The 23,693-nt window shown below is 61.6% G+C and carries 22 protein-coding genes; 9 read left to right on the top strand and 13 right to left on the bottom strand.

The window, feature by feature from the left end:
* The first annotated feature begins 407 nt into the window (after positions 1 to 407).
* Positions 408 to 2,018, top strand: coding sequence for a serine hydrolase (locus tag GSQ92_RS12730; protein ID WP_159013518.1), 1,611 nt, complete (start codon positions 408 to 410; stop codon positions 2,016 to 2,018).
* A gap of 46 nt (positions 2,019 to 2,064) precedes the next feature.
* Here GSQ92_RS12730 and speB read toward each other — a convergent pair whose 3' ends face one another.
* Both speB and GSQ92_RS12720 read right to left on the bottom strand, forming a co-directional pair.
* Positions 2,065 to 3,030 (bottom strand): agmatinase, encoded by a 966-nt coding sequence (speB, locus tag GSQ92_RS12725; RefSeq protein ID WP_159013517.1) that lies wholly within the window; start codon positions 3,028 to 3,030, stop codon positions 2,065 to 2,067.
* Positions 3,031 to 3,112: 82 nt separating this feature from the next.
* On the bottom strand, positions 3,113 to 4,027 hold the full coding sequence (locus tag GSQ92_RS12720; protein WP_216856819.1) for an MBL fold metallo-hydrolase: 915 nt from the start codon (positions 4,025 to 4,027) through the stop codon (positions 3,113 to 3,115).
* Positions 4,028 to 4,136: 109 nt separating this feature from the next.
* Between GSQ92_RS12720 and GSQ92_RS12715 the strand changes: the two genes are divergently transcribed.
* Positions 4,137 to 5,090 carry an isoaspartyl peptidase/L-asparaginase family protein gene (locus GSQ92_RS12715; protein ID WP_158805414.1) on the top strand — a complete coding sequence of 318 codons (954 nt, stop codon included), beginning with the start codon at positions 4,137 to 4,139 and terminating at the stop codon, positions 5,088 to 5,090.
* A 13-nt stretch (positions 5,091 to 5,103) separates the two neighbouring features.
* Here GSQ92_RS12715 and GSQ92_RS12710 read toward each other — a convergent pair whose 3' ends face one another.
* From GSQ92_RS12710 to GSQ92_RS12680, 7 genes are all read right to left on the bottom strand, one after another.
* Positions 5,104 to 6,162 (bottom strand): ABC transporter ATP-binding protein, encoded by a 1,059-nt coding sequence (locus GSQ92_RS12710; RefSeq protein WP_254066611.1) that lies wholly within the window; start codon positions 6,160 to 6,162, stop codon positions 5,104 to 5,106.
* On the bottom strand, positions 6,162 to 7,151 hold the full coding sequence (locus GSQ92_RS12705) for an ABC transporter ATP-binding protein (protein WP_158805413.1): 990 nt from the start codon (positions 7,149 to 7,151) through the stop codon (positions 6,162 to 6,164). The genes GSQ92_RS12710 and GSQ92_RS12705 overlap by 1 nt, the downstream gene beginning before the upstream one ends.
* The gene (locus GSQ92_RS12700; RefSeq protein ID WP_158805412.1) at positions 7,148 to 8,011 is read right to left on the bottom strand and encodes an ABC transporter permease; all 864 of its coding nucleotides are present in this window, start codon (positions 8,009 to 8,011) and stop codon (positions 7,148 to 7,150) included. Before GSQ92_RS12700 ends, GSQ92_RS12705 begins: the two co-directional genes overlap by 4 nt.
* Positions 8,008 to 8,940, bottom strand: coding sequence for an ABC transporter permease (locus GSQ92_RS12695; RefSeq protein WP_158805411.1), 933 nt, complete (start codon positions 8,938 to 8,940; stop codon positions 8,008 to 8,010). Before GSQ92_RS12695 ends, GSQ92_RS12700 begins: the two co-directional genes overlap by 4 nt.
* Before the next feature lie 14 nt (positions 8,941 to 8,954).
* The gene (locus GSQ92_RS12690) at positions 8,955 to 10,538 is read right to left on the bottom strand and encodes an ABC transporter substrate-binding protein (protein WP_158805410.1); all 1,584 of its coding nucleotides are present in this window, start codon (positions 10,536 to 10,538) and stop codon (positions 8,955 to 8,957) included.
* Positions 10,539 to 10,741: 203 nt separating this feature from the next.
* Positions 10,742 to 11,497: an SDR family NAD(P)-dependent oxidoreductase gene (locus GSQ92_RS12685; protein WP_158805409.1), complete on the bottom strand. Its 756-nt coding sequence runs from the start codon at positions 11,495 to 11,497 to the stop codon at positions 10,742 to 10,744.
* Between the two features lie 46 nt (positions 11,498 to 11,543).
* Complete coding sequence (locus tag GSQ92_RS12680) at positions 11,544 to 12,245, bottom strand: creatininase family protein (protein WP_158805408.1); 702 nt, start codon at positions 12,243 to 12,245, stop codon at positions 11,544 to 11,546.
* Between the two features lie 275 nt (positions 12,246 to 12,520).
* On the opposite strand from GSQ92_RS12680, the gene GSQ92_RS12675 reads away from it, so the two are divergent.
* The 5 genes from GSQ92_RS12675 to GSQ92_RS12655 all read left to right on the top strand — a co-directional run bounded on the left by GSQ92_RS12675 (position 12,521) and on the right by GSQ92_RS12655 (position 17,277).
* A complete protein-coding gene (locus tag GSQ92_RS12675) occupies positions 12,521 to 13,825 on the top strand; it encodes a glutamine synthetase family protein (protein WP_158805407.1) in 1,305 nt (434 codons plus the stop codon).
* A 64-nt stretch (positions 13,826 to 13,889) separates the two neighbouring features.
* Positions 13,890 to 14,558 (top strand): isochorismatase family cysteine hydrolase, encoded by a 669-nt coding sequence (locus GSQ92_RS12670; protein ID WP_158805406.1) that lies wholly within the window; start codon positions 13,890 to 13,892, stop codon positions 14,556 to 14,558.
* A 65-nt stretch (positions 14,559 to 14,623) separates the two neighbouring features.
* Positions 14,624 to 15,559, top strand: coding sequence for a LysR family transcriptional regulator (locus GSQ92_RS12665; RefSeq protein WP_158805405.1), 936 nt, complete (start codon positions 14,624 to 14,626; stop codon positions 15,557 to 15,559).
* A 132-nt stretch (positions 15,560 to 15,691) separates the two neighbouring features.
* Complete coding sequence (locus tag GSQ92_RS12660) at positions 15,692 to 16,621, top strand: ring-cleaving dioxygenase (RefSeq protein WP_158805404.1); 930 nt, start codon at positions 15,692 to 15,694, stop codon at positions 16,619 to 16,621.
* 41 nt (positions 16,622 to 16,662) lie between these two features.
* Positions 16,663 to 17,277 (top strand): alpha/beta hydrolase, encoded by a 615-nt coding sequence (locus tag GSQ92_RS12655; protein ID WP_158805403.1) that lies wholly within the window; start codon positions 16,663 to 16,665, stop codon positions 17,275 to 17,277.
* Positions 17,278 to 17,346: 69 nt separating this feature from the next.
* Here GSQ92_RS12655 and GSQ92_RS12650 read toward each other — a convergent pair whose 3' ends face one another.
* Positions 17,347 to 18,627 carry a cation:proton antiporter gene (locus tag GSQ92_RS12650; RefSeq protein WP_158805402.1) on the bottom strand — a complete coding sequence of 427 codons (1,281 nt, stop codon included), beginning with the start codon at positions 18,625 to 18,627 and terminating at the stop codon, positions 17,347 to 17,349.
* 219 nt (positions 18,628 to 18,846) lie between these two features.
* Between GSQ92_RS12650 and GSQ92_RS12645 the strand changes: the two genes are divergently transcribed.
* Together GSQ92_RS12645 and GSQ92_RS12640 are read left to right on the top strand one after the other, a co-directional pair.
* The gene (locus GSQ92_RS12645) at positions 18,847 to 19,875 is read left to right on the top strand and encodes a purine nucleoside permease (protein ID WP_158805401.1); all 1,029 of its coding nucleotides are present in this window, start codon (positions 18,847 to 18,849) and stop codon (positions 19,873 to 19,875) included.
* A gap of 175 nt (positions 19,876 to 20,050) precedes the next feature.
* Positions 20,051 to 21,022 (top strand): alpha/beta fold hydrolase, encoded by a 972-nt coding sequence (locus tag GSQ92_RS12640; protein WP_158805400.1) that lies wholly within the window; start codon positions 20,051 to 20,053, stop codon positions 21,020 to 21,022.
* A 20-nt stretch (positions 21,023 to 21,042) separates the two neighbouring features.
* Here GSQ92_RS12640 and GSQ92_RS12635 read toward each other — a convergent pair whose 3' ends face one another.
* From GSQ92_RS12635 to GSQ92_RS12625, 3 genes are all read right to left on the bottom strand, one after another.
* Positions 21,043 to 21,804, bottom strand: coding sequence for a phosphatase PAP2 family protein (locus GSQ92_RS12635; protein ID WP_158805399.1), 762 nt, complete (start codon positions 21,802 to 21,804; stop codon positions 21,043 to 21,045).
* Between the two features lie 221 nt (positions 21,805 to 22,025).
* Positions 22,026 to 22,769: a pyridoxine 5'-phosphate synthase gene (locus tag GSQ92_RS12630; protein ID WP_158805398.1), complete on the bottom strand. Its 744-nt coding sequence runs from the start codon at positions 22,767 to 22,769 to the stop codon at positions 22,026 to 22,028.
* Positions 22,757 to 23,527 carry a 2OG-Fe dioxygenase family protein gene (locus GSQ92_RS12625; RefSeq protein ID WP_158805397.1) on the bottom strand — a complete coding sequence of 257 codons (771 nt, stop codon included), beginning with the start codon at positions 23,525 to 23,527 and terminating at the stop codon, positions 22,757 to 22,759. Before GSQ92_RS12625 ends, GSQ92_RS12630 begins: the two co-directional genes overlap by 13 nt.
* Positions 23,528 to 23,693 lie beyond the last annotated feature (166 nt).

Genomic DNA, 23,693 nt, shown 5'->3' with positions numbered 1-23,693 from the left:
CGTGGCGGCTCGCGGCTTCTAGGCTGCTCGAGGAAACGCGAGCCACTTGCATCTGACACTCCAGCCACCCTCCGATCAAGCGGAGACGGGTCAATTCAGGGACGACGAGAAAGACGTGTCGCGGGCGTTTCTTATGCGCGCAATCCGGGCCGATAGCTGTCAGCGTGGCGACCGGCTTCACGGGAAGTCGACCTCTCCTCCAGTTTCAACGTCAGCCGCAGTAAGGTTCGACAGCCCTCACGGCGAGACCGGCATCTCAGCTCGAAGTCGAGGGGGAAGTGGCGCGATCGCGGATTCAGAAGCGATAGGCTGACGGCCGTTTTTAAAAAAGAGTCTTGCCGCTCAGGCGCATCCCTCTCTATTCATCAGGGCAAAATGATAGAAATCTTATTGGGGACAGCGGCATCATGATCGTCGCCTTGGGCAAGAATGCAAGCGAGGCAACTCAGAAGCCGCGCCCATCTCGTTCCGCTTCAATTTCCGTCCTCCTCATGGGATTGGTGCTTGGGAGTCCGGCTCTTGTGAACCAGGCATGGGCGGCGGACGACCCGGCGACGCAACCGACGATCGAGGCGCGTGTGCAAGCGATGGTCCCGAATGTCGAGGCCTATGCCACGAACGGTATGAAGTCCTTCGACTGTCCTGGCCTTGCAATCGGCATCGTCGTCGATGACAAGCTCATCTATGCCAAAGGCTTCGGCGTCCGCAGCAAGATCGGTGGAGTCCCAGTCGATTCACAAACTCTTTTTCAGATCGGGTCGGCAACCAAAAGCTTTCTCGCGACAACCCTGGCTTTGATGGTCGATCGTGGCAAGTTGCATTGGGATGATCGTGTGACCGACCTCGACCCGGAGTTCCAGTTGAAGGATGCCTGGGTCACCAGGGAGTTCAGAGTTTTCGATCTTCTCGCCCAGCGTTCGGGCCTCCCGCCCTATGCGAATGATGGCCTGTCTTTTTTGGGTCTGGATGAGACGGCGTTGATCCACTCCCTACGCTATGTCGAACCCGTATCGAGCTTCCGCTCGACCTTCGCCTATACCAATATTACCCATTTGCTAGCGGGCCGCATTGTCGCAAAGGCTGCCGGTGCAGCCGACTGGAATGCCGTGCTCCAGAAAGAGCTCCTCGATCCCTTGACGATGAGCGACACGTCCTACACCGCTGCCGCGATGGAACGCGCGTCCAATCACGCTGCCGGCTATCGCTGGACGCCGCAGGGCACGGTCGAGGTGCCCTTCACCCAGATATTCCCCTATTCCTACGATGGTGCGGGCGACATCAACTCCAATGTCGAGGACATGTCGCGCTGGATCCGGTTTCAACTTGGCCATGGCGCCTTCGCGGGACGTTCCATCGTCTCGCCCGAAAATCTAGCGGTAACCCATACGCCGAAGGTCGCGATAACCGAGAAGATCTCCTACGCGATGGGTTGGATCATCCAACAAACGACGAATGGCACCGTCGTCTGGCACAATGGGGGCACACCGAGCTTTGGAGCGTTTATGGGCTTGGCGCCCGACAGGAACGTCGGGGTCATCGTCCTCAGCAACGAAGGCAATGTGGGTTTCCCGGACGGGCTTGGTGCCTGGATCCTCGACCGCGTGCTCGGCAATCCCGAGACCGACTACCTGGCAGCGACGATCAAACGCGCGACCGCGAGCTATGATAAGGACGCCCAGCAATTCGCGAATCCCTTAACGCCAGCACCTTCGCCGCCACTTGCGCCGCTGGTTGGCTCTTTCGCCAACCCCGGCATCGGCAAGGTAATGGTCAGCATGGAAGGCGATGGCTTGGTCATGGAGTTAGCGGCGACCGGGGCAAAGCTAAGGCTTGCGCCTTGGAACGGCGATGTCTTTACCGCTAGTCTCATGCCCACAGGACAATTCGCCGCGTTGGTGGCGAATAGCGGTCCTTCGCCCGCCGGCTTTGTCCAGTTCCAAGCGGATAAAACCGCGAAACTCGATGTGCTCCACCTATTGCTGACTGACAGCCAAGCCTACGATTTCCAGCGTGAATAATGCGTGCCCATGCGGTTAGGCTGCAGGTTTGCTTTCCAGGACAGGTTCACGCTCTACCGCTGAAGGCTGGGCCTCCCGCGATGGCGCAGAGCAGCTCGAACATCATCGTCGCTCCGGTTAGAGCGGTGAGGCCGGACGGGTCGAAGGGCGGCGACACCTCGACCACATCCGCGCCAGTGATGTGTAGAGGGTGCAGAAGACGCAACATCCGCTGGGCCTCTCGCGTCGTGAGGCCGCCGATCTCCGGCGTGCCGGTGCCGACCGCGAAGGATGGGTCGAGACAGTCGATATCAAAGGTCACGTAGATCGGCCCTTCCCCCAGGATTGCGCAAGCCTCCGCCATGACGGCATCGACGCCGCGTGCCTCGACCTCCTCGACAAAGATGATGCGGATGCCTTGCGAGCGAGCATAATCGAAATCCGTCGGGTGGTAGATCGAACCTCGGATGCCGATCTGCACAATTCGCCGGCCGTCGAGCAAACCCTCTTCGATGGCGCGGCGAAAGGGCGAACCGTGAGTATAGGGGTTGTTCCCGAAATACGTGTCGTTGGTGTCGGAATGGGCATCGAATTGGATGAGTCCTACAGGCGCGGTTTTCACTAAGCCGCGCAGGATCGGCAATGTCATCAGATGGTCGCCGCCAGCCGAGATTGGAATCGCACCCTGCGCTGCGATCTCCCTGAAGAAGCCCTCGATGCGTGAGAGGGAATCCAGAAGATCAATTGGGTTGACCGGCGCATCGCCTAAATCGCCGACACGAATGCGGTCATATGGAGAGATGCCCGACTCGTGATGCGTGCGGCGAATGAGGCTCGATTGGTTGCGAATCTCGCGCGGTCCATGCCGGGCGCCGGGCCGGTTGGTGGTGCCTCCATCGAAGGGCACGCCTACCAGCGCCACATCCAGCTCCGCGGCGCTGGAGAAGACGGGCAGGCGCATGAAGGTCGAGAGCCCGGCAAAGCGGGGGGTCAACGCTGCATCGAGTGGCTGAGGGTATTTCGCATCGGTCATAGATGAACCTCGGCACTTTGCCAGCTTCGGGGCCACGTCGCGTCACGCGCCGGAACCGTTTCTTGATCCCTCAAAGCGAGAATCACGCTACGGGCTCCCCGTCATAAAGCCGAAACGATGTGGCCGCGCCGGTAGACTGGGTGATCCAGACGCGTCCGAAGCGTGCTTCAAAGATTGGATAGCCAAATACGTCGGAAGTCTCGCGGCAATCTGCCCGACCATCCAGCACGGCCCGCAGAGCCGCGATCGTGTCATCGATCAAGCTTACCTCCGCCACCGCCCGCGCGACATGGCCGCAGCAGATCACTCGCAGATCGCCGGCCAGCTTGAAGAGCCGAAGCGTCGAGGCCAAAAGACTCGCCGCTGACGACTCATCGTAATGGACGTAGAGAGGGCCTTCGGTAAGCGTGTCCCCCGCGAACAGCACCCCCCGCTCGGCGTCGACAAGACAAATTCCGTCGGGGCTATGGCCCGGCGTGTCGATGACGCGCAGCCGGCGGTCGCCGAGGTCAATTTCGTTACCGTCACGCAGAAGTCCGGTGGCCGCGATGCTGCCCGGCCGCCACTCCTCGGAGTTGAACGTCAGGGGAAATTCGCGGGGCTGGGTCTCGGGCGCCATCGCAAAGGCATCAGGATCGACCTGGATTCGCTCCCGCGCCTCGGCGATAAAGCCGTCATAGGTCCGCAAGTATCGGTCCAGCAACTGCCGGGAGGCAGGAAGACGCATTAGTGGGCCACTCGCCACCGAAGCCAGCCGCTCCTTGAAGGCCGGGTTGTTGCCGATGTGGTCAAAATGGTAATGGGTATTCACCACGACGACAGGACGACCCGTGAGACTTGCGACGATAGGCGCGATCGGCGCAATGCCCGTTCCGGTGTCAAGCAGCGCCGCACGCTCGCTGCCGATATAGAGCCAGCTCACCACATGCAGGGGCTCGGCAATCATCCAAAGGTCCGGCGCCACACATCGGACCTCGAACCAGTCCTCAGACATCATCTTCGCCCTTTCCGTGTAGGTAAGCTGCGTCCTGCTAAGGTCAGTTGCCGGCTCCCTGCCCGGTATTGTTCTCTCCGCGACCTCACATTGCTACAGAAGGAATATCGGTATGGGCTCCATCGCGCTCGGCATACACGGTGGCTGTGGTGTAATGCCCAAGCAGGAACTTAGCGAGTCCGACTGGGCCGCCGCACGGTCTGACTTGGCCTTGGCGCTGCGGGCCGGATGGCGCGTGCTGCGCGAAGACGGCCGGGCCGTCGCGGCGGTCGAGGCGGCGGTCGTTTCGATGGAGGAGTCGCCCTATTTCAACGCGGGTCGGGGCGCCGCGCTGACTACTGCCGGAAAAGCCTCGCTCGATGCCGCGATCATGGATGGCGCGACGCTGAGGGCCGGCGCGGTGAGCGCCGTGGAGCGTTGCCGCAACCCCGTGAGGCTCGCGCGCGCGCTCATGGACGAGGGCCGTACCGTCATGATGACGGGACCCGCAGCCGATCGGTTTGCAGAAACGCATGGGCTTGAGATTGTTGATCCCGAATTTTTCATCATCGAGCGTCAGCGGCAGGCTCTCACAGCCATGAAGGCGCGGCGAGCATCCGGAACGGCGGCGACAGCGAGCGAAGCCGAGAAACATGGGACTGTCGGAGCCGTCGCGCTCGACTCCGCAGGCCATTTGGCCGCCGCCACCTCCACCGGAGGCTTCACCGATAAGCCTGTCGGTCGGGTGGGTGACTCGCCGATTATTGGGGCAGGGACCTATGCCCGTGATGGCGCTTGCGCCGTTTCCGGCACTGGCGCCGGCGAGTATTTCATTCGCCACGTGGTCGGGCACGAGCTCGCCAGCCGGATGGCGTATCTCAAGGAGGATCTTGGGACCGCGGCCACAAAGATCATCATGGTGGATCTGTCAGCGCATGGGATCGGCGCGGGGCTCGTGGCCATCGACTACGCGGGCCGGGTGGTGGCGCCCTACAATACCATGGGCATGTACCGTGGCTGGGTCACGACCGCAGGCGAGGCTTACGTCGCAACGCATGAGACGGTGTTTCCGGCCGAGCTCCACTAGCAGGTTGGTCCGTCTAGAGGGCTGCCAGCCCATCCTCCGCAGCGGCGATGTGGCAGGCAGCCAGGCGGCCGTCAAGCAGCGGCTTGAGTTCCGGACGAACGGTCATGCAAAGCGCGATAGCGTCCGGGCAGCGCGTATGAAATGGGCAACCCGGCGGTGGGTTCACCGGGCTGGGAAGTTCGCCCCGGACGGCGTCCGAAGTGCTGCGAAGCCTGGGGTCTAGTTCCGGTGCGGCCTTCAGAAGTGCCTGCGTATAGGGATGACGGGGGCGGTTAAACAACGCCTCGGTTTCGGCCAGTTCAACGACGCGGCCGAGATACATGACGGCGACGCGATGCGACAAATGACGGACCAGACGCAGGTCGTGCGCGATGAATAGCACGGTGAGTTGCAAGCGTTGCTGCAACTCCAGCAACAGGTTTACCATCTGCGCCTGGACTGACACGTCCAGCGCCGAGACCAACTCGTCCGCGACCAGGCAATCAGGTTCCAGAGCCAATGCGCGCGCGATGCCGATGCGTTGGCGCTGACCGCCGCTGAACTCATGGGGCCGGCGGCGTGCGGCACCGCGCGGCAAATGCACGAGATCCATCAGCTCGTTGATACGACCTTCAATCTCGCGAGGCGGGCGCATTCGGTGAACGGACAACGCCTCCGCCAAGGTAGCGCGCACCGTCATGCGTGGATTCAGCGAGCCATAGGGGTCCTGGAACACCATCTGAACGCGGCGGTTGAAGCGGCGCAGATCCGCACCCTTCAGGCTTCCGACATCCAAGCCGGCGTAAGCGATGCGCCCAGAATCAGTGCGATAGAGGCGAACCAGGCAACGCGCGAGTGTCGACTTGCCGCAGCCGCTCTCGCCGACAATGCCGAGCGTTTCGCCGCGGTGAATGGTGAGATCGACATCCGACAAGGCATGCACACGCTTGCGCGGCTCGCCACGGATCAGGCTGCGGAGCGACTGCCTGCGCGGAAAAGTTTTAGTAAGCTTCTCGACGACCAGCAGCGGCGCTCCCGGCGACGACGGTGCAGCTTCGGTCGATAGAACGGGCAGAAGGCCAGTGTCCATCATCACGCCGCCCATTCCGCTTGCTGCAAGCGATCACCATGGACGCAGGCGGCCAGCCTGCCGCCGCCGATCGAGATCAGGGGCGGCCGCCTCACCTCGCAGGCGGCGGTCGCGAAGTCGCATCGTGGGATAAAGGCGCAGCGGTCGCCGACTGTGCCCGGAGGCGGTGGTGCTCCGCCGATTGGCCGCAGCGCCTGCCGGATCCGCCGCGCATCCGGCACCGACTGCAGCAACCCGAGGGTATAGGCGTGCCTAGGTGCCGCGAAAACCGCCGACACTTCTCCGATTTCCGCGACACGCCCGGCATACATAACCGCCACGCGGTCACAGCTCTGCGCGACCACGCCGAGATCATGGGTCACGAGGATCACCGCCATGCCGAGTGTTTCGCGCAGCCGCAGCAGAAGTTTGAGGATCTGGTCCTGGATCGTGACGTCGAGCGCGGTTGTCGGTTCATCCGCCAGCAGAAGCGAAGGATTGGAGGCAAGCGCGATCGCAATCATCGCGCGTTGCCGCATGCCGCCGGAAAACTGGTGAGGGTAATCGTTCACTCTCTGCGCGGCCGCCGGGATGCCGACCAGATCCAGAAGTTCAACCGTACGGTTGCGTCGGGCCGTACGGCCGAGATCCGTGTGCGCGCGAAGATTTTCCAGAATCTGACGCCCCACGCTCAACACGGGGTTGAGCGCGGTCATTGGCTCCTGGAAGATCATTCCGATCTCCCGGCCGCGGATGGCGCGCATCTCCGGTTCGCGCAGCGGCACGAGGTCACGCCCACGCCACAGGATCTCGCCGGAGACTCGACCTGGCGGCCGGATCAACCGCAGGATCGATCGCAGCGTCATGCTCTTGCCGGAGCCGGATTCCCCGACAAGGCCGAGGATTTCACCCTCCCTGACGTCGAGATCCACACCATCGACCACCGTGAGAGCGCCGTTGTCGGTCGCAAGAGTCGTTTGCAGCCCGCGTAGCAAGAGCAGCGGCGCTCTCATCGGCGCACCGCGAGCAGATCAGCGACGCCATCGCCGAGCAGGCTCAGGCCGGTGCCGCAGACGACGATGGCGGCGCCGGGGAACACCGTCATCCACCAGGCAGTGTCCATGAAGTTCTTGCCGTCGGACACCAGCACGCCCCATTCCGCCGTAGGTGGCTGTGCGCCGAGGCCAAGATAGCCGAGGCTGGAGCCGAGCAGGATGTCGAGCGCCATGTCGGTCATCCAATAGACGATGACCGCCGTCATGGCATTCGGCAGCAGGTGGCGAAAGATGATCCTGGCTGCGCTATAGCCCATCACCTGCCCGGCCGCGGCGAAATCCGCCTGGCGCAAAACCATCACCTGGGACCGCACGAGCCTGGCGTAGAAAACCCAGCCGACGCTGGTGACGGCGATGTACACGTTCACCAAGCCCGGACCCAACACAGCCACAATGGCGATCACCAACACGATGAACGGAAAGGTGATGACCAGATCGACGATGCGGCCGAAGATCGTATCCGCGATGCCGCCATAGTAGCCGACGAGAGAGCCGACGGCAGTGCCGATCAGCAAAGGCGGGATCGTGCAAAACAATGCGATCTGGATGTCGATCCGCGAGGCCCATATGATGCGGGACAGCACATCTCGGCCAAAATTGTCGGTTCCGAACCAGTGCGCCGCGCCGGGCCCCACCTGCAGATTGTCGTAATCGAAAGCGAGCGGGTCGTAGGGAGCGAGGAGGCCGGGAGCAATGGCAGCCAGCAGGAAGCCGGCGGTGATGATTGCGCCCAGGATGAAGGCGGAGGGCGGTCTTTTCCAAACACGGCGTGGCTCAGTCGCTGGCGCGACGGACAGAGTTGGCACCGTGCTGCTCATGCGTGCAGCCGCGGATCAAGCCAGCTTTCCATGAGATCAGTCGCGAGGAAAACCAGGGAAACCAACACGGCGAGGACCAGTGTTACTCCCTGTACGACAGGGTAGTCGCGGCCAAAGATCGCGTCGACAAGCAACCCACCGATACCCGGCACCGCGAAGACGTTCTCCGTTATGACGGAATTCCCGAGCAACACGCCGATATTCAAGCCGAAGAGCGCGACCGTGGTGATGAGCGAGTTGCGCAGAACGTGACCCGTGAGCACGCGCCAGGGAGTAATCCCTTTCGCGCGCGCGAAATCGACGTAGTCCGCCCGCAGCACACCGATGATCGCACTTCTCAGGTTGCGCATCAGCACCGCCGCCAAACTCAAGGCCAGGGTAAAGGCCGGCAGGATGAGGTGATAAACGGCGCCCCAGAAGCCCTGACCGAGACCGCCAACAGGAAACCAATGCAGGCGCGCGCCGAGGAAACCCAGCAGGAGAAGCCCGATGTAGAAGACAGGCGAAGACAAGCCGATCTGGAACAGCCCGCGCAGCGCCAAATCGGGCAAGCGGTTCTGTCGCAGAGCGGCAACAAAGGCCAAAGGTAGCGCCAGCACAAGCGCGATCACGGCGGCAAAACCTACCAGACACAGAGTAACAGGGAGCCGTTGCAAAATGACCCGCGTCACAGGAATGCGCTCAGTGACCGAGACGCCTAGATCGCCATGAGCCAGGCGCCCGAGGAACAGGAGAAACTGCACCCAGATAGGCTTGTCGAAGCCCATCTGGGCGTTGATGCGGGCTAGCGATTCAGGTGTTGCCCGATTGCCGAGCAAAGCGCTGGCCGGATCGCCCGGCAGGAGCCGAAGCAAGACAAAGACGACGACGCCAATCAGTATGAGCGTCGGGATGATTTGCAACAGCCGTCCAGGGATCCTCGCGAGCATAACGCGACCCCGATTTACTTCTCGATATACGCCGCCTCGAACATATCATTGCCGAGCGGGCTCTGCCGAAAGCCGATGACGTTTTTCCGCGTGGCGGCGGCGAATGGGCTTTCATAAAGGAAGAACATCGGCGCACCGGCGACGTAAATTTGCTGCAGCTCTTTGTATTCCGCGACACGTTTGGCGGGGTCGAGTTCGACCTGGCTCTGCAGGAACAGCTTGTCCGTGCGGGCATCCTGCCAGCCGCTGAACTGATTCCTGATATTGGGGAAATAAGCGAAATAGGAGGTGATCTCGTTCGGATCGGCGATGTCGTTCGTCCAATAGGCGGTGCGGATCTGGTAGTCGCTCTTGTGCTGCCGCGCATCCATGGTGGGCAGGTCCATTTGCTGGATGCTGAGCTTCACGCCCAACTGCCCCCACATCTGCTGCAAAGTGGCGAGTGTCGAGGAATCGTTCGCTTTGCCGGCCTGCGCGAAAGCTGTCAGGCTAAACCCATTCGGGAAGCCCGCCTCCGTTAGCAGAGCCTTCGCCTTCTTCATGTCAAAGCTGTAGGCGGGACCGAGATCCGCATAGAGCGGCGTCGTTGACGGCATAAAGGAATGCATAGGCGTACCCAAGCCATGCGTGACGACTTGAATCACCGCCTTTTTGCTTATGGCGTAATTCAGCGCCTGGCGCACCTTCTCGTTCGAAAGCGGGTTCGGTGTGCCGTCGTTCAACTTCGGGTCGGCATTGAGCTGGAGATAGGTGATTTGCGTGGAGGGGAAGAGGTCCATGGTCAGATTGGTGTCGCCCTGCAACTCATGCGCGCGCTCGTATGGCACAAACTCGGTTGCGTCGATCTGCCCTGCTTTCAACTGCAAGATGCGCGTGGCGTCATCTGGCACGACTGTCAGATTGACCTCGTCGAGATACGGCAACTGTTGTCCGGCCTCATCCTTCTTCCAGTAATAAGGATTCCGCTTCAGCACCATGTGGCTGCCGCGCTGCCAGGATGCCAGAACGAACGGCCCGCTGCCGATCGGGTGCTCGGCAAAGTTCTGGGCCTTTTCGGCATCGGTCCCGCCCTTGGCGGCTTCGAAGAGCTTGTGCGGCATGATCGCGGAATTGAAGGTCGCCAGTGCCGCGGGCAAGCTGGGATCGGGATTCTTCAGCGAGAGGACAATCGTGTCGTCGCCCTCCGCTTTCACACTCGCCACGGAAGCGAGAAGGAAGTTCCAGATGCCGTTCTTCGGATCGACCGCCCTTGTCAGCGACCAGATAATATCATCCGTTGTCACCGGGCTTCCATCGGCGAACTTTACGCCAGGGCGCAGTTTGAGTGTGAGTGTCTTGCCGTCGGCCGAGGGCGTCCAGGATGTCGCCAAACCAGGTATAACTGATTTACCGTCCGCGGAAGGCAGCAGCAGCGTGCTGTAGAGGTTGGTCAGGATCCAGATGTCGACATTTGCATTGTTGAGGACGGGATCCAGCAACTGAGAGTCGGCGTTGCGCGCGAAATTCAGCGTGCCACCAGTGACCGGCGCCGCATAGGCGGCCGATGTTGTGAGGAGAGCGCCCAGGGTCAGGGCGGTTCGCAGCAGCATCGACTTCATGAGTGTCCGTCCCGGATCATTTCGTCCAAGCTAACGGTAGAAGCAGGCCGCAAAGCGAGTCAAACGATATACTGGCCGATCTTTTGTGACGAACCAGTAAGTGCTCGAAGACTGTTTAATTTGGCGGCAGCGAGCTTACAAAACAGGCAAGCCGCCGCAACAAAAGTCACCCTCAACTCTTGGACGCGCCACCGCGTGAGCCGTCATTTACCGCCGTCGACGCTCAGTGTCTGGCCAGTGATCCAGCTCGCGTAATCGCTTGCGAGGAACAGCACGGCGCTGAGGATGTCCTCGACGCTTCCCAGCCGCCGCAAGGCGATCCCTTCGATCAACCGCCGTTGGCCTTCCGGACCGTAGGCCTTCCACTGAAGCTCACTCGCCGGGTTGGAGCGGACGAAGCCGGGGGCGACGCTGTTCACCGTTATTCCGAAGGGTCCGAGTTCGTGGGCCAATTGCCGGGTCAAACCGATCTCGCCGGCCTTGGCTGCGGCGTAGGATTGGATGCCGGTCAGGCTTACCCCTAAACCCGCGCCGCTGGAGATGGTGACTATCCTTCCCCTCCCCGCCGCCTTCATGCTCGGGATGACCGCCTGGGCCGACACGAAGGCGCCCGTCAAGTTGACGGCCAAGATCGACTGCCATTCCTCCGGCGTGACCGCCTCAGCGGCCTTGCCGACCTGGCCGCGCACTCCGCCGGCGCTGTAGACGAGAATATCGACCCTGCCGAAGGCGCGGATGATGGCCTGCGTGGCGGCCACATCGGTTGTGTCCAGAACTTCCGTCACCAGGGATCCGCCATCGGTCGCCGTGAAGCGCCCCGTCTCCAGCAAGCCCTCAGCGTTGATATCGAGCGCCAAGGTCTCGGCGCCGAGGCCCGCGAAAGCCTGAGCAATGCCGCGACCAATGCCATGCCCGGCCCCGGTGACCACCGCGCGACGCCCCTTGAAACCGATGTGCATCAGGCGGTGGCCGACACAGCAGCTAGTCCGGCAAGAACCCCTCCCCTCACTCCCACGGTCCTTCGATGAAGGCGCGGGTCTCCTCGACGGCGACCTGCCAAATCGCCAGCATGTCCTCATCGCTGCGCTGATAGCGGCCGCCGAAATTGCCGTCACCAAGCGTCGCGCGCACTTCGCCGGCGTCCAAAAGCTTCAACCGGTCGAGATCGGTCATTGGCTTGGCTTCCTCCGGCCCACGCATATTAGGCAGCCGCGTCCAGGGGAAATTTTCCATCCAGGACGCATGTGACGCCACCGGGTCGGTCTGTTGCACCTTTTCCAAGGTTCGCGGCGCGTTCCACCAGCTATGGAACCGAACGCGGCAGCCGGGATTGTCCACCATCCATTCAGTTGCCAAGCTCGCGGCCGGTGTATTGCCACCATGGCCGTTGCACAGCAGGATGCGGCGAAAGCCGGCTCGGGCGAGACTGTCGAGAATATCCCGCACCACTCGCAGATAGGTTTCCATCCGCAACGTCACCGTTCCCGGATAAGCCAGAAAATAGGGCGTGATCCCATAGGCAAGAACCGGGAAGACCGGCACGCCCAGAGGTTCGGCGGCTTCGGCCGCGACGCGCTCGCTGAGTATGCTATCGACAGACAGGCTAAGCTGCGCATGTTGTTCCGTACTACCCAAGGGCACGACGCAGCGATTGCCGGCCTGCAGATAGCTCTCGACCTGCATCCAGTTCATCGTGTCGAGTTTCATGATATCTCCATCGCGAGCGGGATCGCTTACAGGCGCCGCTGGTCTTCGATCATCGGTTACGCGATCCGATCGACTGTCGGCAGACAAGCCAGACAAAGCTTCGCCTCCTCCGAGCGCGTTGGCAAGCCCTTGCCCGTGCGGCGCTGAAACGGTTGACTCCTCGCAGAGGGGCTGTGACAGGATGTGGGCCGACGGATGGCGTATCATGTCCATGACGCTCGTTTCAGCCGCAGCCGATGTCTGTGCTCCGGTCATATGGAAGTTTGGAGTACGGAATGAGGCGGGAGAAGCTTATATTTGTCGCGACCTGCGATCTTTCCGGACAGGTGCGAGGAAAAGCATTTCCCGTCGAGGACTTGCAGCAGCGGCTAGCGACGGGGGTCGGCTACACGCATAGCAACATCATGATGTCGGCGTTCGGTCCGATATTCTCGACGTCTTTTGGAACCGCTGGCGATTTGATGCTGGTGCCGGATCCGAGCAGTTTAGTCGATATTGCTTTCTCAGATGAGGATGGCGAGCGCTTCTGCCTCGGCGATCTCCTGACGATGGACCGGACTCCCTGGGAATGCTGCCCGCGCGAGTTCTTGAAGCGAGGGCTGGCAGCGCTGCGGCAAGAAGCCGGGGTCGAACTGATCGCCGCGTTCGAGCATGAGTTCGTCTACACTGGTATCGATGAGGCACTGCCGACAAGTTACGGTATCCGGCGGTTTCGCGGTCAGGGCGTCTTCGGCGAAACGCTGATGGGCGCGATTCGGTCGGCCGGCGTGATACCCGACAGTTTTCTGCCGGAATATGGGCTGCGCCAATTCGAGGTGACAGTTGGGCCAAAGCCTGGATTGCGGGCAGCGGACGAAGCCGTCATCGTTCGCGAGCTTACGCGCGCGGTGGCACACCAGCTCGGCCACGATGCCATCTTTGCCCCCATGATGACACCGACCGGCACAGGCAACGGGACCCATATCCATTTCAGCTTGCTCGATCAGGCGGGCCGCCCGGTCATGCCGGATGCATCCTCAACTCACTGTCTTTCCGACATAGGATCCGCTTTTGTCTCTGGTGTGCTGAGCCACTTGCCCGCCATAACCGCCCTTACCGCTGCTTCGATCGCATCCTACTATCGATTGACTCCAGGTCGCTGGGCGCCCACGCAGATTGACTTTCGCGACGGTGATCGCGGCGCCGCGTTGCGCTTGTGCCCCGTATTCGCACCAAGTTCCGCAGCCGATGCCGCACGCAAGTTCAACGTGGAATATCGCGTGGCGGATGCCACCAGCAGCCCGTATATGGCTCTCGGCGCCGTCGTTCATGCGGGGCTTGAAGGGATACGACGCAAGATGACTCTGCCCCGGCAGGCTCCGCCCCCTGGCCACGGCACAGGCGATAGTGACGCAGAGACATCGGGGCTGCCGACATCGCTCGATGCCGCAATCAGTCTACTTGAAGCCTCTGAGACGGTGCGCGAATGGATGGGACCGAGGCTGCACGCCGCCTATGTGCAGCTCAAGCGCTCCGAACTGGAGGCGCTCGCGGGCCTGAGCGAGCAGGCCGTATGCGACCGATACGTGCAAGTCTATTGAGCCCGCGAAGCCAGCATTTCATCGCCTGTAGTACAGTCCTATTAGCAATGTTGAAGAGGTAGGTATGAGTGCGCCCTCAGAATCAAATGCCCTCAGTCGCGAAGTTCCCATCGATCCGGCACACGCCGCTCTTCTGATTGTCGATGTCCAGAACTACAACGCCCGGAGCGACGGAGGCGAGTATAGCGGGATGACCGCCGCACAACGCGACGTGGTGTATGGCGAGTTTTTCCGTACGGCGAGCGAGATCGCGGTTCCCAATATGCGCCGACTGCAGCTTGCCTGTAGGAAGGCCGGCATCGAAGTTCTCTATACCGTCATCGAAAGCCTGACTAAGGACGGGCGCGATCGCAGCCTCGACTACAAAGTCAGCGGCTTCAATGTTCCGCGCGGATCGTGGGATGGTCGCGTTCTCGACGAAATCGCTCCGGTCGAGGACGAGATGGTGATTCCCAAAACCTCATCCTCGGTCTTCATCTCAACCAATATTGACTATATTTTGCGTAACCTCGGCGTGCGTTCGCTCATGATTGCTGGCATGTTGACCGATCAATGCATCGATTCCGCGATCCGCGATGCTTGCGATCTCGGCTATCTCGTCACCGCGGTCACCGATGCGTGCGCGACCCTGACGCGTGATCGTCACGACTGGACGTTCCGGTTGAATAGCGGATACTGCAGGCAAGTCACGACCGAGGCGATGGTGCGCGAGATTCAGGAGTTGACCGCCTGATCGCGCGAGCGAAGGAGGCGAAGCCTTCCGCTCGATAAGATCCGACCCGGGCGCGGGAGAAAACCGTGGGAACGCTGCCAGACTTCGAAGCCTGGGCAATCTTCTCGAAAGTCGCGGAGCGGCAGTCCTTTGGTCGCGCCGCGACCGAGCTCGGCCTTTCGAAGGCGACAGTCTCAAAAGCGATCGCTCGTCTGGAGGCCCGCATCGCAACACCCTTGTTTCACCGGACGACGCGGCGCCTCTCTCTTACGGAGGCCGGACGCCGAGCGTCTGAGGGCGCGGCGCGAATTCTAGCCGCTGGGCAGTCGGCCGAAGCGGATGCGATTGCGGAATCCGCGACGCCGCGCGGCACCGTGCACTTCGCGGTGCCAATGTCCTTCGGCGTAACCCATGTGGCACCGCTGCTGCCGTCGTTCCTCGAAGCCTATCCGCAAGTTTCTGTCGAATTGCATCTAAGCGACGACCAAGTCGATCTGATCGATGGCGGCTTTGATCTGGCCGTGCGGATCGCGACATTGCCAGACTCGACGCTCAAGGTCAGGCGATTGTGTCAGGTCCGTCGGCATCTGGTTGGCGCGAGGAGCTATTTCGACCGCGCCGGACGCCCCGAGCATCCTCGCGACCTCGAAACGCATGCTTGCCTCGGCTATGCCTACCTGCCGACGCGCGACCGTTGGCGATTCCTCCATGAGTCCGGCGAGGAGTTCGTTGTCACGCCGTCAGGGCCGCTACGGGCCAATAATGCGGATGCTCTGATGCCCGCACTGCTCGCCGGTCTCGGAGTCGCGATCCAACCAGAATTCGTCGTTTGGCGAGATCTGGCGGCCCAGCGGCTGGAGGCCGTGATGCCGGACTGGTCTTTGGCGCCCATCGCGGTGAACGTGGTCAGCCCGCCGGGCGGCCAGCGGCCTGAGCGCGTAACAGCTTTGGTCGGCTTCCTGGTGCGGCACTTATCCACCGTGCCGTGGGCAGTGGTTGATCAGGTGGAGGATGCTGCCTGAGGCAAAGGAGTCGGCATCAACTCAAATTGGAAACAAATAGTTTCGATTGTTTCTATTTTAGGGTCTGTTGAGAGGGCCCATTCTGTCGGTGGCGCGAGGCTTCAACATCCATGCGCTACGGAGATTCTCAACATGACAAGCGTTGGCCTTCACCATGTCACGGCGATCAGCGGCCCGGCTCGCCGCAACCTTGGCTTCTATACGGAAACACTTGGGCTCCGGCTGATCAAGAAGACCGTCAATTTCGACGATCCTGGAACCTACCACCTCTATTACGGCGACGAGGGTGGCCAGCCTGGCACAATCCTGACCTTCTTCCCCTGGAATCATGTGGCGCCGGGCAAGCCCGGTTCAGGTGAAACGCAGGAAACCGCGTTTCGCGTGCCTCGTGCGGCCATCAGCTTCTGGCTGGAGCGGCTGGTTGCGGCAGGCGCGCCGCATGAAGCCCCTGTTGCTCGCTTCGGCGAAACCGTTCTGGCCTTCAAGGATCCGGATGGGCTGTCCCTTGCCCTGGTCGGGGTCGATGGCATCGAGGACGAACCGGCCTTTGCCGCGGGCGGAGTGCCTGCTGCGCATGCCATCCGCGGTTTCCACGGCATAAGCTTGTTGCTGCGCGACATAGAGGCGACGGCTGGCATCCTGCGGGACGTCTTTGGCTTCACCCAGGAAGGTCAGGAGAACGGCCGGACGCGGTTCCGCGTCGCGGAGCGTCTCGGCGGTGTCGTTGATCTTCAGGCTGACGAGAATGCCCCGTCAGGCCGGATGGGCGGTGGCAGCGTGCACCATGTTGCCTTCCGCGCGGCCGATGACGCGGTGCAGGCCGCCATGGTTCGTAAGCTCAGCCAAAGCCACGGAATCCGAACGACCGAGCAGCTCGATCGTTGCTACTTCCGTTCCGTCTATTTCCGCGAACCCGGCGGCGTGCTGTTCGAGATCGCGACCGACATTCCTGGCTTCGCCGTGGATGAGCCACTCGCTTCTCTTGGGGAGGCTTTGAAGTTGCCGAGCTTCCTTGAGCGGGACCGGGCGCGGATCGAGAAGGTGTTGCCGGTACTAGCGTGAAGGCGAAGCGAGGCTGATAGCGCGAAGAAGGAATGACGCGCATGTCACAAACTACTCTGTCCTTCGTGCATCGGTTCCAGCCGGCGGCGGTCACCGGTCTGGCACCGCTGTTGTTGCTGCACGGCACTGGGGGCGATGAGACTGATCTTCTCGGCTTGGGCGAGCGCATCTCGCCCGGCGCAGCCTTGCTGTCGCCGCGCGGTCAGGTCCTGGAAGGCGGTATGCCGCGCTTCTTTCGCCGCCTAGCGGAGGGCGTATTCGACGAGGCGGATGTGCGGCGGCGCGCGGCCGACCTCGCCACCTTCGTCGTCGAGGCGCGTGACGCCTATGGCGTCTCGGCGCCGGTAGGGATCGGCTTCTCGAATGGAGCGAATATCGCCGCTGCCGTGCTGCTCCTTCACCCGGGCGTCCTAGCGGGAGCAGCACTGTTGCGGGCGATGGTGCCGCTTGCCGAGGCCCCGCCGGCAAAGCTTGCGGGAACGCCGGTTCTCATTCTGTCGGGCGCGCGCGACCCCGTCGTGCCGGCGGAAAATGCCGCGCGGCTCGCGGCAATTTACGCTGAGGCCGGCGCAGAAGTCCGACACGAGACGCTGCCAGCGGGCCATGGTTTGACCCAGGACGATATCTCGCGTGTCAAGATCTGGCTGGGACGATAAGGGACAGCCGATGCGTTCTGGCGAGAGCCGGAACGCATCGAATACTTTTTCTGGCTATGCGTTCGCTACTTAGCTGGGCACGCGCTCCAGGACCACGTGACCGATGCGTGGGAGCAGTCGCTGCAGCAGTGGACCCGTCATGACGGTTGTCACGACGGCCATGATCACCAGCATGGTGAAGACTTTCTGCGGCAAAAAGCCAAGGTCATAGCCGATATTGAGCACGATGAGTTCCATCAACGCTCGCGTATTCATCAGCGAACCAAGCAAAGTCGATTGCCAATGGCTCAGTCCGGATATGCGGGCCGCCGCGTAGACCGGCAGAATTTTGCCGAGGATCGAAATCACGAGGACGACCGCCAGCCAGCCGAGGTCAGAGACGGAAGAGAGGCCGAGCACGTTAGTACGCAAGCCGGTAAAGGTGAAGAAGACTGGCAGGAAGAACACCAAAACGAATTGTCCAACTTGCTGCTGCCAGGCCTCCACGAAATCCGTGTGACGGTGGAACATTAGGCCTGCCGCGAAGCCACCGAAGATCGTGAAGATGCCGATTCTATTCGTGAACAAGCCCAGCGCGAACATGACGCAAAGCACGAAGGCCATCAGGTTTGGCGCCAATGCGCCATTCCGCACGGGAAAGACCCGCAGCAGCCAATCCACTAGCGGCCGCAACAGGAACCAGAAGAGGGCAATGCCGGCCACAATGGCGATTGCTTTCCAAAGCAAGAATTCGCCTGATAGCCGCGAAGTCGCGTAAGCCGATATGCAAGCGAGCAGCAGCCAGCCGACCACATCGTTGATCGCCGCGGCCGAAATCGCGATGACGCCGATCGCATCTCGCGTCAGGCCGAACTCCCTCAGAATGCGACCCAGGATCGGGACTGCGGTGATGGCGACGGCGACACCACAGAACAGGCTATAGACAACGGGGTTAATTCCCGGCGCCAATGTCCCAGCAGATAAGAAGCCGAAGCCGAAGCCTAGGAGCAAGGGGGCTGTGACCGAGGCCGCGGCCACCGCGGCCGTTGCGGCGCGATACCGGCCTGAGCGCAGATGCGCGAAGTCGAATGCGGTGCCAATCTGGAACATCAGCAGGATCAGTCCGATCTGACTAATGATGGTGATCGGGGCACCCGCCTTACTGCCGAACAGGGCTATGGCCGTCTGCGGAAAGAAGTGGCCGAACAGCGACGGACCCAAGGCCAGGCCGGCGACGATCTCCCCGATGACGCCAGGCTGACCGAGGCTTCGCGCCAGGTTGTTGAAGAGCCGCGCAACGCCGATCATTACGATCAACTGAAGCAGAACCGAGAATAGCAGGGTCTCGGTCGCGTGCGTGGAAGCCGTCATGAAGCGATCCCAAATTGATTCGACAGTAGACGGAAAGGTCACAGCGAGCAGACCTCACTAGGCGGGCAACGCCGCCGCCCGCAACCATTCGTACTGTGCCAGCCGCCGTCCAGGCCAATGAGGGCCACACGGCCTCCCGATCAGGTTAGGCGGCCCGGCCGCTTGCTTCGCGTACCACCCCTCCTTCATGATCCGCGCCGATGTTTTCGAGGAGTTCATATGCGGCTGAAATTGTGGTTTGGGTGCATCATGACGGCGGTCGCCATCGCGACGGGAGCCGGGCGGAGCGCCGCAGCCGCCCCTATTCCCGTCAAGGTCATGATCATCTCGATGTTCGGACCGGAGGGCGAAGTGTGGCTCAGCCATCGCGACTTAAAGCAAACGATCACGGTTCCGGGCCTATCTCCGGACTATCCAGCGGTGCATTGCGGCCAGGATAGTGTCTGCCAACTCACAACCGGCATGGGGCATGCCAACGTGGCGGCCTCGCTTGCAGCCCTGGTCTATTCAAGGCAGTTCGATCTTCGTCACAGCTATTGGCTGATCGCTGGCATCGCCGGCATCAACCCGAAGGACGGAACGCTCGGATCTGCCGCCTGGGCGCGCTATCTCGTGGATTGGGGACTTCAGTGGGAGTTGGATGCAAGGGAGAAACCCAAGAACTGGCCGTCCGGCTATCTCGGGATCAATACGAAAAACCCCGCGGGGAAGCCGCCGCTCGATTACCGGACGGAGGTGTTTGAGCTTAACGGCGCTTTGCTACAGCGCGCATTCGCTCTCTCGCGTTCCGTGAAGCTCTCTGACAGCGCCGAAGCGCAGAAGGCTCGCGCGGCTTATCCGGCGCCAGGTAACCAGCCACCCTCTGTCATCGCGTGCGATACCCTGTCGGGCGACACCTGGTGGTCCGGCACGCATCTGGGCGATCGAGCCGAGGCATGGACGAAGCTGCTGACGAACGGTCTTGGCCACTACTGCACGACCCAGCAGGAGGACAACGCTGCATTTGAGATTCTCAAACGCGCCACCGCCGCGGACCTCGCCGACGATCAAAGGGTTGCCGTGCTGAGGTCGGGTTCGGATTTCGACCGACCGCCTAGCGGAGGGAGCGACGTTGACAATCTCCTTGACTACCAGAGGCAGGGCGGGTTCGTGCCGGCTGTCCAGAACCTCTATTTGGCCGGGAATCCATTGGTCGAGGCAATCATCGCCGATTGGCCGGCGTGGGAAGGTGGGGTGCCTGCGAAGTAGCCCGATTTTTGCTCCGGCTCGTCAAGAGAAGCCGTCAACTGGCGAGGGACGATCAGCCATGTGACAGTTCCGTGTAACTTCTCTTTGCACGGGGAGAGCACGATGGTAGCCGGTAGGCATCATGAATCTGGTCTCCCGGCAAAATGGATCGGCGCTCAGGCGCCGGCGATCTTGGATGTCTCCCGGCAAGGCTCTTCGCGGACGGGTCAGTGTTTTTGTGCGCGGCCACGCGGCCACCAGACCGCTCAGGCTGACAGACGGCGTGTTCGTAATGCCGGATGGCGCCCTCCTGCCGTATCGTGAATGGCTACCGCCCTGCGAACCGGCCGTCGTGGTGCTCGCCCTGCACGGCATCAATGACAGCGCCGATGCCTGGGAGATTCCGTCGGGCTTATTCGTGGACGCCGGAATAGCGGTGATCGCCCCGGACCAGAGAGGATTCGGAGCGGCGTCTGGTCGCGAGAAGTGGCACGGCACGGAAGTCATGGTGAAGGACGCTCTCGCCATGATGGCCCAGACCCGCGCGCGTTTTCCGCGGGCTCGTCTCTACCTGGCCGGAGAGAGCATGGGAGCGGCCGTGCTCATGGTCCTCGCGGCGGCCCACAAGCAACTAAAGGTCGATGGTTATATTTTCAGCGCTCCCGCTGTCTGGGGCCGGCGCGAAATGGCCGTTGGCTACCGGTTGTCGCTTTGGCTGGCGCATAAGACGGTGCCGTGGATGCGACTGAGTGCAACTGCTCTGGGCTTGCGGCCGAGCAACAATGAGGCGGCGTTGCGGGCCGTGGCCGGTCCTGGGCTCGCCCGACGCTCGGCCCGGATCGATTGCCTGAAGGGCTTGGCCGACTTGATGGACTCGGCCTTGGAGGCAGCTGGCAGGAATAACGCTCGGGCCCTGTTCCTCTATGGCGGCAAGGACCAACTGGTTCCGCAGCGGGCCATGGCGGCCTGCTGGAAAATCGAGCAAAAGACAAATGCTCGAAACCGGGTGTTTGCCTTTTATCCCGGCGGATTTCACTTGCTACAGCGTGACCTCGCTGGAGCGGTGGTGACTCGGGATATCGTCCACTGGCTGCTTGATTCCACAGTGCCTCTGCCCTCAGGCGCCGAGGCGCGAGCCGCCGACTGGCTCGAGAATCTGGCCGCCTGAGTCTGTTGGTCCGACGGCCGCTACTGTCCGCCGGCGTCAATGATTGGAGGAAGGCCGAGGACCTTGCGCGTTTCCGCGCGGGCGATCCTGAAATCCGTCAAGAACCTTGGCTGATGAAGAAAAACGCTATCGATGACGGTGCCAGCGATCCGGCCCGCTTCGACATCGGTCGGAAAATGCGCTCCAGCGACGACACGGTTCTGGCCATAGGTCGCCGCGCGCCGGAAGATCTCTACGGCATGTTCCGGGACCATTTTGGCCAGCAGGATAGCGGTCACATAGGCAAAGGTCGTGTGGCCGCTGGGGTAAGAAGGAGTGGCTTTCGGAGACACGATCGGCATGAGGCTCGAATCCACCATGAAGGGGCGGAGCCGGGCGAAGTGAGCCTTGGTCACGGTCACGACCTTGGCTTCGTCGGAGAATACGCGAAGGAAAAATTGGGTCGTGAAGGGCAGCTTCTCGGTCTTGAAGCTGGGCCCCATGACATCGGTAAAGCGGAAGACTGAACGCTCATGGTCGGCCTCGGCATCGACCACGTCGTCAGCATCGCGATCTTTCTGCGCTTGCATAACGGAATTCAGGTCGGCCTTTTCCTCGGGTGAACCGAGCGCGGGCGGAGGCGCGAGCAGATCGTTGAGATCGACCTGTGACGGCTGGATGTAATAGGTCTTCTCATAGTGAGGGGGGGCGCCGCGCGGGCCGGGAGAGTGTGCGGAGGCGCAGGTCGGGCCTGCAATCGCCAGCACGGCGACGATCGTAAGGCTTGGCCATGTCCGCGGCATTTTTCGTCCTGTGGCGATTGGAGTAGCTCAGCCTTGGGTTGCGCGGCCGATCATTGACCGGCCGGAAACTGCCATCAAGGCACTTCTTGGTAAAGCGACGACTAATGCAGGGCGCCGCTATCGCCACCTCGAACATGTGTCTGAAAATGTCTGGCCGAGCACCGCCAATCCGGGAACGCTATGTCGGGCCCAGGATAAAGCCCCTCGGCCTTCCGCCCTACTCAATGCTTGATTTCCAGCGCTTCGCGATAGGCGGTGATCGCCGCCGTCCATCCCATGAGCAGGGCATCGACTGTGAGTTCGTGCCCTATTGAAGCCTCACTGATCCGCGGCGCCGCAGCGACGAGGGCGGGTAGATTTTCAAGGTTCAGATCATGTCCGATATTAACGACTAGCCCCAGCTTGATCGCCTCTTCAGCCGCAGCCGCGCACGCGGCCAAGCAATCGGCGGGACGACCCTCGCGAAATGCCGCGGAATAATGGCCGGTGTAGATTTCAATCCCATGCGCACCGGCATCGCGCGCGCGCTGCGCTATCGACGGCTCCGCATCTACAAATACGATAGCCCGCGAACCGATGGACCGCAGTGTTTTCGAGGCCTCCTGGACGATTTGCAGCTGCGTCTCATCCAACCGCCAACCTTCCTCGGACGTAAGGACGCCCGGCGCATCGGGGACCAGAGTGCATTGCTCGGGCCGCACGACGCTGACGAGGTCGAGGAACGCTTTGTCCGGATAGCCCTCAATATTCAACTCGAAGCCCGGTCGCCAGCCGCGCATCAACTCGGCAAGAGCAAAGACATCGTCTCGCCGGATATGGCGTTCATCCGGTCGAGGATGAACCGTCAGCCCGTGCGCTCCTGCTGCATGTGCCAGTCTGGCGAAATGGCCAATATCGGGCACACCGGTACGGCGGGCATTCCGCAACAGGGCGATCTTGTTAAGGTTGACGCTCAGGCGTGCCATGAATGTCTCGCTACGCGACTAAAGGTTATGATTAGCACATCCCGAAAGGCGTGACGCAACGGGTCTAGCGGAAGAATAGCCGTTACCCCGTGATAGACGCGGCTGTCATCGAACCAAGCGGAATCCAACGGCCTTTCGAGCGCGAAGCGTCCCACGAGAGAGCGTTGCAAATCCACGATCTCGGTTTCGCCGCCGATCAAGTTCTGACGGCGCAATAACACGACCAATGCCCAGTCCACGCCGTCTCGATGAAGTCCTTCGGGCGTCGGACGGCCGGCATTGTCCGGATGCGCTTCAACCCGAAATTGGTGCATTTCAACGTGCCAGGCTTCGGGTCTCAGGGGCGCGGGGGTGAGTCGAGTAAACAGCGCCTCGCTGGCGCGAAAAATGTCCTGCGTTAACCTGTGCGTTGCGATCGCGTCAGTGACTGGCTCAAACCATCGGTCTTTACCGCCATTGAGTGGATTGAACTCGCGGCTTTGATAGTGCGGCTGATGAGGCTTACGCTCGAAACCCTGAGCTGAGCCATTGAACGCGGCAAATCGCCGGCGGCGGTATCGCCCGCCATCCGCCATATAGCGATCGTCGCCGAGGTCGTTCCAACTCCGAGCAAAATCCTCCCACTCTTCCGGATCGATTGCCCCGAGAGCCTGGTGCATCGTTGCGGCGGGTGCAAAGGCAAATCCTGCGTCATCGAGAGCGGCTTCGACCTCGGCCACGGGAGCACTTTCAGGCCGGGGACGAATTTGGGTATACATGGAACCGGGCACGCCTTCCATCTTGTCAGTCTCGCCCGCCTTCTGCGGTCCGCCCTAGTTTGCAACGCTTCCGCGTATCGTTACCTAGGATTAGGCCACAACCGAGTCATGCTCATGGCGCAGGCGGAAGGCGCACGAGTTCCCGGTTTCGGCCCAAGACGAGGCA

Origin of the sequence: Acidisoma sp. S159 (assembly GCF_009766125.1) — a bacterium.
GTDB lineage: Bacteria > Pseudomonadota > Alphaproteobacteria > Acetobacterales > Acetobacteraceae > Acidisoma.
Note: the sequence above shows the minus strand (reverse complement) of the source record. Positions and strands in the feature narration are given on the sequence as shown.